The sequence below is a fragment of the Bacillus sp. JJ1127 genome (assembly GCF_036965845.1).
Classification (GTDB): Bacteria; Bacillota; Bacilli; order Bacillales; family Bacillaceae_G; genus Bacillus_A.
Genome location: NZ_JBALQK010000032.1, coordinates 1 through 10304, shown reverse-complemented (window position 1 = coordinate 10304; position 10304 = coordinate 1). Strand labels below are relative to the sequence as shown.

Annotated in this window: 7 protein-coding genes; all 7 read right to left on the bottom strand. The window is 36.4% G+C overall.

The genetic code is table 11. The features are described 5' to 3' along the window. Nucleotides 1-1272 precede the first annotated feature (1272 nt). Nucleotides 1273-2247 carry a tyrosine-type recombinase/integrase gene (locus V7183_RS04140; RefSeq protein WP_335358763.1) on the bottom strand — a complete coding sequence of 325 codons (975 nt, stop codon included), beginning with the start codon at nt 2245-2247 and terminating at the stop codon, nt 1273-1275. Between the two features lie 151 nt (nt 2248-2398). Next, nucleotides 2399-3193: a sporulation transcription factor Spo0A gene (gene spo0A, locus V7183_RS04135; RefSeq protein ID WP_097896821.1), complete on the bottom strand. Its 795-nt coding sequence runs from the start codon at nt 3191-3193 to the stop codon at nt 2399-2401. Between the two features lie 287 nt (nt 3194-3480). Beyond that, on the bottom strand, nt 3481-4779 hold the full coding sequence (gene spoIVB, locus V7183_RS04130) for a SpoIVB peptidase (protein ID WP_335358762.1): 1299 nt from the start codon (nt 4777-4779) through the stop codon (nt 3481-3483). Between the two features lie 121 nt (nt 4780-4900). Beyond that, complete coding sequence (recN, locus tag V7183_RS04125) at nt 4901-6640, bottom strand: DNA repair protein RecN (RefSeq protein WP_335358761.1); 1740 nt, start codon at nt 6638-6640, stop codon at nt 4901-4903. 250 nt (nt 6641-6890) lie between these two features. After that, on the bottom strand, nt 6891-7340 hold the full coding sequence (gene argR / locus V7183_RS04120) for an arginine repressor ArgR (RefSeq protein WP_001032579.1): 450 nt from the start codon (nt 7338-7340) through the stop codon (nt 6891-6893). Between the two features lie 142 nt (nt 7341-7482). Further along, entirely contained in the window at nt 7483-8322 is an 840-nt protein-coding gene (locus V7183_RS04115) for a TlyA family RNA methyltransferase (RefSeq protein WP_097896823.1), read from the bottom strand. A 3-nt stretch (nt 8323-8325) separates the two neighbouring features. Further along, the gene (gene dxs, locus V7183_RS04110; protein ID WP_335358760.1) at nt 8326-10218 is read right to left on the bottom strand and encodes a 1-deoxy-D-xylulose-5-phosphate synthase; all 1893 of its coding nucleotides are present in this window, start codon (nt 10216-10218) and stop codon (nt 8326-8328) included. Nucleotides 10219-10304 lie beyond the last annotated feature (86 nt).

Here is a 10304-nt window from a genome sequence, read left to right as displayed (position 1 = left end):
TATATATTGTATTACGTTTCAAAACAAGACACAAGATATATGTATAAAATCTTTCTTTTTTTAAATTTTACTTTTCGACATAACAAGTCGTTTTACAAGATATAAAGACTATAAAAACACCTTCCTAAAACTCATGTCGATGAAATGATTTCCAAAGAAAAATGTCAATGAATTTAACCATATCCTCAAACGTATCACCACTATACTTTGTATAAAATTAGTAAATGCTAGAGAAAGATATTTCCCTACGCCCCCCTATAGAACATAACCTAAAATGTTACATAATTTATCCCTTATAAATAAAAGATGAAAATTCTCATCGTTACTCTCGCTCATCAACAATATTAAATTTTCGTTTTCATGAATCAATCCTCCACATTAATTTGCAGTTCCTTCATATTTTAATTCTTCATTTTTCATTTGATCTAAAGTTGTAATTACATATTTCCACGTTACAGCATGCTATTTTATTCCACATCTGTATTTGTTCCAGATAACTCAAATTTTGATACAGCTACTTCACTTTTTATAGAATAACTTCTATATTTCAATTGTGGATCATTCCTCCTCGTTCCCTAGTTAGTGGTAGCCCCTCCAATCTCCCTTTAGCCTTCAATAGAGGTATTTTCTTTAAAAGGTGTTGACTCTAAGGTTGTCAACTACTGAGCATGGCTTAGATCGATTAAGCAACGGCTTGGACAGATAATATCTACCTTACATCGCAAAAACAAAAGTTAAAGCGACATAAAGTAGATGCTTTAATACTGAGCTAGGATGAGTCGCTGAAGTATCCGTATTGTATCACCTTGTTTAAACACAGGGATTCCTCCCTCAACAGACTTTCTACTCACAAAGCTTGTCCTGTGAGCTCATATCTATCCGTTGCCACCTGTCCCTTAAGACACCAAGCAGCCACCGAACCTTTAATGGTCGTTCACACCTAGACTACACCCAGCGCAAACAAGGAAACGCTTTGAAGGGTATACGCTTAACTTTCTGACATCGGCTTAGCTAACCTGTTCAAGTTTAACGAGTGTTAGGTCATTCCTCGTTCGGAAATCCCGTAACTCAGCACCTAAAAAAGTCATCACTGAAGAGACCTTGCATCCTCGAATTTTTTTCGATAAAATGTAAGAAACTGAATGTACGGTTTGTCCGTTATTTAGTTAGTAGCAGAGGAATTCATCCTCTCATAGATGTTAGCGTTTTAGTCGTTTTGGTAAATGCCTCGCTAAAGTTCGTTTACCTTTACGTCTAGGACGCTTTTTTCATTTAAATATCTAGATGGTTTAACGGTGAATGTTTCTGATATTTCTTCCCTATTTCACCATCCGTAAAGTCTAAGTAAGCCTTTTGTGTTACTTCCACACTAGAATGACCAAGAATACGAGATAAAGTTACAAAATCTCCTCCATTTAAAAGATAGTACTTTGCAAAGTTATTTCGTAATTGATGTGGATGGATATCTACTCCAACCTTCTTACCTGCCATTCTAAGTGACCTCTCAAAGTTACGTATTTCTAATCTAGTTCCTCTTATAGTCGGAAACAGATAGATACTATTTGAATAGCGATCTCTATATAACAACCAGTTTTTCAACTCTCTAGACATCTTGAAAGAGAAATATACGTAACGTTGCTGATTATTCTTCGAGTTTTCGATAAGAATAGATTTTGTTTTAAAGTCCACCACTTCAGGGGTTAAAGATAGACACTCTCCTATCCTCATGCCTGTATCTAAGATCAGCCGAGTAATTAAAAGGTCTCTATACCCGTGAAAAGTCGTATTATCAAACGTTCCTAATACTCCCAGTAATTCCTCTTTTGACAGTAAAGGCTTCTTTTTACGGTTAGGCTTAATATTCTCTATAGACTCCACAGGGTTCTTACGTATTTCCCTCTCTACATCGTACAAATAGTTAAAGAATACTTTTATATTCCGAATGTAGTTCGCTATCGTGGTAGAACTTAAGGGCTTACTGTAATCGTCTCTCTTATGAGGGAAATTCACCTTTAAAGACTTATCATTTACTGCAACTGTGTATTTGCCTCGTTCTCGTAAATACTTGATGTAATGCCGTATATGGGCTGATTTAACTTTATCGACTTCCCTAACAGCAAACTCATTCCTCATATACGCTGAAAATAACTTTAAAGTCTGCTCATAGCTTTTTAATGTCTTAATTGATAAATTCCTTGATGAACAATACAACATAAAATTTTCGATTTGAAACTCAAAATCAGACAACAAAAAAAACACCGCCTCTCAATAGTTTTAATAACTACCGAAAGACGGTGTTCATCACCAAATGACCAAGTTGTTTATTGGTCAGAAAAGATATTTATCGCTCAACGATCTCTAACGTTAATATCATGTCAAAGCCCTGCTATATCAACATTTACGAAGCCTTATGTTCAAGCCTTAACTTATCCGCAACCATTGCAATGAATTCTGAATTCGTAGGTTTTGCTTTTGACATGGATACTGTATAGCCAAATAAGGACGAGATAGAATCAATATTCCCACGGCTCCACGCTACTTCAATCGCATGGCGAATTGCACGTTCTACACGGCTTGCTGTTGTATTATATTTTTTTGCGATATCTGGGTATAATACTTTCGTAATAGACCCAAGTAGTTCGATATCATTGTATACCATAGAAATCGCCTCTCGTAAATACATGTATCCTTTAATATGAGCAGGTACACCAATTTCGTGAATAATGCTTGTAATACTTGCATCTAGATTCTTCGGTTTTCCATCTACTGTTGTTGCTGATCGGAAAGATGGTAGTGGACGTTTAATTGTAGCATTCGTTTTACCGCTTACTTGACGAATGTGACTCGTTAAATTCTCCATATCAAATGGTTTTAATATGAAATAAGAAGCACCTAAATCAACTGCTTTTTTTGTCACATCTTCTTGTCCAAATGCTGTTAACATAATGACATTTGGTTGTTTTAATCGTTCGATATGTCGCATTTTCTCTAATACTGCTAGCCCATCTAAATGTGGCATAATAATATCTAAAACGAGTACATCAGGTTGTTTTTCTTTTAATAAGTTTAAACACTCTTGGCCATTATAAGCAGTACCAATTACCTCCATATCATCCTGAGCAGCAACATAACTTTCTAACATTGATACCAACTCTTTATTATCATCCACAAGACATACTTTAATTTTCTCCACAGCTTTTCCTCCCTTACCGAATCGATTCTCCCGACATGTGTAAGCTTCTAGGCTACATGAATTGTTCGACAATTGTGTGAAATTTCCCTTTTAAAGTTTCTTAATTTCCGATAAAATCACAAAAAAATATGTTTATCGTTCATTTATTTTCTTTCATACTACATTCCATCATAGAATTACAACGAAACGTTCACTCTTTTCTTTTATTTTACAACAAAAAACAGCTCTTGCGGAACTTTTACAAAATTCCAACGAATTTCTCAATAAAAAAAGCAAGCTGACATGCATCAGCTTGCTTTTTTCTCTTGCTCATAAATGTTAATTCCTGCCTCGTGTAACATCCATTCAATATGAACACCATATCCTGAAGTTGGATCATTCACAAACACATGTGTGACTGCACCAATTACTTTTCCATCTTGAACAATCGGACTGCCACTCATCCCTTGCACAATACCGCCTGTTTTCGCTAACAAGCGCTTGTCTGTAACTTTTATAACCATTCCTTTTGTAGCTGGGAACTTTTGTGGTACTGTACTTACAATTTCAATATCAAATGCTTCTACTTTATCTTGATCGATTACTGTTAATATTTTTGCCGGCCCTTCTTTTACTTGATGAGATAACGCAATCGGCATTTCTTTATCCATGATTCCATTTTTCATATTCGTATTTAATTTACCAAAAATACCGAATGGACTATTCGTTGTAATATTACCAATTACTTCACGATCTGGTGAAAATCTTGCTAATTTTTCTCCTGGATTTCCATGACTACCGCGTTCAATAGAAGTAACCGTTGAACGCATAATTTGTCCGTCTTCCACTTGAATTGGTTTTTTTGTATCATTATCAGAAATAACATGGCCAAGGGCTCCATATTTCATAGAATCTGGATGAACAAAAGTCATCGTTCCAATACCAGCTGCCGAATCACGAATATATAAACCAATTCGATAAGACGACTCGCCACTATCTTTTTGAGGTGTTAGCTTTGCTCGAATATACTTACCATCTCTTAATAAAACAAGATTAAGTGGTTCACCTGTTTCTCCACTATCATGAATAAACGGTGCTACATCACTCATTCTTTCAATTGTTTTTCCATTAATTTCAGTAATCATATCTCCAACTTGTACACCAGCTACTTCTCCTGGAGATATTTTCCCTCTTTCGGTTTGAATTAAATGATGCCCTACAACAAGTACACCTTTCGTATTTAACTTCACTCCGATGGATTGTCCACCTGGGATCACTTTAAAATCTTTTAATACTTTTACATTTACTTTTTTTACCGGAAAACCAGCGAGTTGAAAAACCATATCCGCTTCACCATTTTGATGCGAATTTACCATAAGCCCTTGCGCTTCTTTATCTGAACTTACTGTAAAAACATTATGATTTGTAGATGAAGCCTGAAAAACTGGTAATGATGCTATTTCTGATTGTTGCCCTTCAAAAATAACGAGTTGTTTTGGGGATGAAATAAACGTACGCAGCGGTTTAAAACATCCGATAAAAATTAACGAAACAAGGAGACAAATCCCTATTATTTTTCGGAATCGTTCTAATTTCAATTCGTTCACTCTCCTCGCTCCTACCCCACATTCAGCCTCTTGGGCTTCATCTTTTAATTTCTCCTTGCAACGCTTTGTTTATAACCGGAAGAATTAAGAAATATCATCATTTGAACAAAAAAGCTATCCATTATTGGATAGCCTCTGCTGCCTGTTTAAAATGATGCGCTTGTGTAAGTAACTCTTTTGCATGCTCTGTCGTCAAATCGGTAATTTCCACGCCAGAAATCATGCGAGCAATTTCTGTTACCTTATCATCTGTGCTTAATACAGTAACTGATGTAATCGTCCGATCATTCGCAACTTGTTTACGGATAAATAAATGTGAATCCGCCATCGAAGCTACTTGAGGTAAGTGCGTAATACAAAGTACTTGTGAGTTTACTGATACACGATAAATCTTTTCTGCGATTGCTTGTGCAACCCGGCCACTCACGCCTGTATCCACCTCATCAAAAATGACAGATGCAACACCTTGATGCTTAGAAAAAATGCTCTTTAAAGCTAGAATAATACGAGACAATTCTCCGCCAGAAGCCACTTTTGAAAGTTGTTTTAACGGTTCCCCTGGATTTGTTGAAATATAAAATTCCACCTGATCATATCCATCTACTGTAAGTTTCACCGGCGTTCCTTCTACAAGAGGATCTTCTGTGTTACCTTCTCTTTTCGTAATTCTCACTTCAAATTTCGTTTTTTCCATGTACAGCTCTTTTAATTCCTGATGGATTGCACTTGTTAAGTGATCTGCAAGTCCATGGCGCATATCGCTTAACAACGTTGCTTCTTTCAAAATTACGCTTTCTAATTCTTTTAATTCCTTTTTCGTCGTTTCAATATGCACATCTTTATTTTCAATCGTAAATATTTCTTGCTCTATTTTATCAGCATACGCTAAAATCTCTTCTACAGTATTTCCATACTTTCTCTTTAGCATACGAATTTCATTTAAACGTGTTTCAATTTCATCTAAACGATTTGGATCATATTCCATCATATCTAACTTTTCTCGAAGCTGATAGGCTACTTCTTCTAACAAATAATAACTATTCGCAATCGAATCGTGATTTTCTTGATATGCCTCATCTAGATGCGTAATACTCTCCATTTGTCCCATTGCGTTTCGTACATGATCCAGCCCTTGACCATCTGCACTTAGGGAACGATATGCATCACCTAGAGCTTTATAAATCTTTTCGAAATTGGAGATTTTTAATCGTTCTTCGGTTAATTCATTTTCTTCATCTACTTTCAAATCCGCTTTACGAATTTCTTCGTGCTGGAATTGAATTAAATCTAATCGATGCGCCATCTGCTGTTCATTCTCTGTTAAAGATTTAAGTTGTTTTTTTAACTGCTCATACTTAGCGTATACACTTTGATATATTTCTAACTGATTCACAATTCGATCTCCATCAAAATGATCGAGCATAAATAAATGACGTTCCTCATTCATTAAATCCTGCGTTTCATGCTGTCCATGAATATCAACCAGTGTTTTTCCAATTTCTTTTAATATACTTAATGTGACAAGCTTACCATTTACACGGCATACACTTTTTCCATTTGCAGCAATGTCACGTTTTAAAATCATCATGCCATCTTCAATTTCAATCTCCAATTCTTCAGCTTTCGCAATACATGGATGTTTGTCATCCTCTACATAAAATAACCCCTCGATTTCAGCCTTCTCTGTCCCATATCGAACAAATTCTGCTGAACCGCGGCCACCAACTAGTAAGCTAATTGCATCAATAATAATTGACTTTCCGGCCCCTGTTTCACCACTTAAAACAGTTAAACCTTTTTGAAAAGAAATATTTAATGATTCAATAATAGCAAAGTTTCTAATCGATAATTCCGATAACAATGCTCCATTCACCTCGTTATAAACTAATCCCCTATTAAGGGCTTTCATTGAGTATTACTCAAATAGTTATACTATATATATAGTATGTATAATTTAATCTTCTAGCCCGCTCCATTGTACCAAACATTTGTTTTACGGGTCAATCCATCTATTTCCTAACCTTATTCTAAGTAAATACTATTTTTCCCATAATAAAAAATATCTTGTTTACTTTCCGCTTTTGGCAAAAAGGTAAACAAGATTCTTTTTGTTACAACATATTTAAGAAACGATCTGATACAACACCTGTATCTTCAGGCGTACGGCAAATAATTAAGCAAGTATCATCACCGCAAATGGTTCCAATAATCTCATCCCACTCTAAATGATCAATAAGTGCTCCAAGCGCATGCGCGTTACCAGGCAATGTTTTTAGCACAAGCATATGTCCTGCTGTGTCTAATTTCACAAACGAATCGACTAGATTACGTTTTAATTTTTGCAACGGATTAAATCGTTGATCTGCTGGCAAGCTATATTTATAGCGGCCATCATGTAATGGCACTTTCACTAAGTGCAATTCCTTAATGTCACGTGATACAGTTGCTTGCGTTACATTAAACCCTTCATTACGTAAAATATCAACTAATTCATCTTGTGTTTCAATTTCTTTATTCGCGATAATTTCTCTGATTTTAATATGGCGCTGACCTTTATTCATACATTTGCACCTCACACTATCTCTTACCATAGTTTAAACATTGGTATACTTCACTTATTTATGTTAACGTATAATCGTTTACTTGTACACAATTGTTTTTACAATCATTATACAATTCCAACAAAAAGAGGAACAACAAATGTTATTCCCCTTTCCCTTTTTGCTTTAAGACTCCGTGTGCTTCCGCAACAACCTGTTCTACAGAAATTAGAGAATGATTTTCGCCACTTTCACGTTCACCATGCCATTTTAGATGAATTAAAAATTCAATATTTCCATCTCCACCTGTAATTGGAGAGAATGTTAAACCTTCCACATCATATCCTTCTTTTATAGCAAAGTCGACAATCATCTCTACAACAGCCTCATGTACTTTCGGATCACGAACAATTCCCTTCTTCCCAACTTGCTCTCGCCCAGCTTCAAATTGCGGCTTAATTAATGCTGCAACATCACCATTTGGAGTAAGAATCGTTTTTAAAACTGGAAGAATGAGTTTTAATGATATAAACGAAACATCAATGCTCGCGAATTGCGGTAATCCGCGTTCTAAATCTGCCGGTGTTACGTAACGGAAATTCGTACGTTCCATAACAACAACGCGCTCATCTTGGCGAAGCTTCCATGCCAATTGATTGTATCCTACATCTAAAGCATAAGATAACTTCGCTCCATTTTGCAGTGCGCAATCTGTAAAACCACCAGTTGATGAACCTATATCTAACATAATTTTATCTTGTAAATCAAGGTGAAAAGTCTCTAATGCCTTCTCTAATTTATAGCCACCACGGCTCACATATGGCATGACTTGTCCTTTTACCGTAATTGGTGTATCTTGTGGAATTTTTTCCCCTGGCTTATCGAGTCTCATTTCATTTGCATATACAAGCCCCGCCATAACAGCGCGCTTTGCCTTCTCACGCGTTTCTATAAGCCCTCGTTCTACTAATAGTACATCTACTCTTTCTTTTTTTACACTCATTTGTTACGCCCTTTTTTGTTTTGATGGAATCATTGTATGAATCCGATCTACAACAGCATCTGTTGTCAAACCGATTTCTTCTAACAGCTTTGTAACGCTACCATGCTCAATAAACTGATCAGGAATACCCATTCGCTCAATTAAAGCACTATGATATCCGTGTTCAGTAGCAAATTCAACTACCCCTGTTCCAAATCCACCGATTAAGCAAGCTTCTTCAATTGTTAAAATCGGCATATTTTTACCTAAGAGTTCATGTAAATACGTTTCATCCATTGGCTTAATAAAGCGAGCATTCACTACTTTCACTGAAACACCAGCTTTCTCAAGGCGCTCCGCTGCTTCCATTGCCATTGGAATTGTTGTACCAAACGTTAAAATTGCCGCTTGTGTACCTTCTTTTAATGTCTCCCATGTGCCAATAGGGATAGCTTGCAATTCTTCATCCATGTGAACTCCAAGTCCATTTCCACGTGGATAACGCAGTGCAATTGGTCCATCTTCATATTGCAGTGCTGTATATACTAAATGTTGACCTTCATTTTCATCTTTTGGCATCATAAGCACTATATTTGGCAAGTGACGTAAAAACGCAATGTCAAATACACCTTGATGCGTTTCACCATCTGCTCCAACTAAACCTGAACGATCTATTCCAATGAAAACATTTAAATTTTGACGACATATATCATGAACAACTTGGTCATATGCCCGTTGTAAAAATGTTGAATAAATCGCTAAGAACGGCTTCATTCCTTGCGTTGCCATTCCCGCTGCCATCGTTGTTGCATGTTGCTCAGCAATCCCTACATCAATCATCCGATCTGGAAACTCTTGTTGAAACTTTTCAAGCTTAGAACCAACCGGCATCGCTGGGGTAATCGCAACGATACGCTCGTCCGTTCTCGCCAGCTTACGAACCGTTTCACTTACAACAGAACTCCATGCTGGTGCAACTTCTTTCGGTTTCACAAAATCTCCTGATTCAATTTTATACGGACCTGTTCCATGCCAAGTTCCAATGACGTCACTCTCAGCTGGTTTATAACCTTTTCCTTTTTTCGTAATGATATGAACTAGGACTGGCCCTTTTGTTTTCTTTGCATATTGCAACGTTTCAAATAGTTTTTCATAATCATGTCCGTCAACTGGACCTAAATACGTAAAACCTAATTCTTCGAAAAAGACACCTGATACTAGTAAATATTTTAAGCTATCTTTTATCTTTTCAGCTGTCGCTGCAACTTTCCCGCCAACTGCTGGAATCTTCTTAAGCAAATACTCTAGTTCATCTTTCGCCCACTTGTATTTCCCAGCAGTGCGTAAGCGACCCAGTACATTATGAAGCGCTCCAACATTCGGTGCAATCGACATTTCATTATCATTAAGAATAACAATCATATCTGTTTTTTCATGCCCGATATGGTTTAATGCTTCTAAAGCCATTCCGCCCGTTAAAGCACCATCCCCTATGATTGGTATAACATATTCTTTCGTTTTCTTTAAATCACGTGCCAAAGCCATTCCCATCGCGGCAGATAATGATGTTGAACTGTGACCTGTTTCCCATACGTCATGTTCACTCTCACAGCGTTTTGGGAAACCACACAACCCTTTATACTGTCTTAATGTACCAAACTCTTTTGCACGGCCTGTTAAAATTTTATGTACATAGGATTGATGTCCTACATCCCATAAAAATTTATCTTTTGGACTATCAAATAGTTTATGCAGAGCAATTGTGAGTTCTACTACACCTAAGTTAGGAGCAATATGTCCACCTGTTTGAGAGAGCTCTTCAATTAAAAACTTACGAATATCCTCACTCAATTCCTCTAGTTCACTGATAGACATATCTTTCAAAAAACTAGGGTTTTGAATTTGCGTTAGATCCACATGGATCACTCACTTTCATTTCATAATCTGTCAACATGTCAAATGTTATAAAAAATATTTACACAATACAAGAAATTCTTCATTAT

Coding starts and splice junctions, on each gene's coding strand:
- argR (WP_001032579.1), bottom strand. CDS start 7,340: ATGAATAAAGGTCAGCGCCATATTAAAATCAGAGAAATTATCGCGAAT.
- V7183_RS04115 (WP_097896823.1), bottom strand. CDS start 8,322: ATGAGTGTAAAAAAAGAAAGAGTAGATGTACTATTAGTAGAACGAGGG.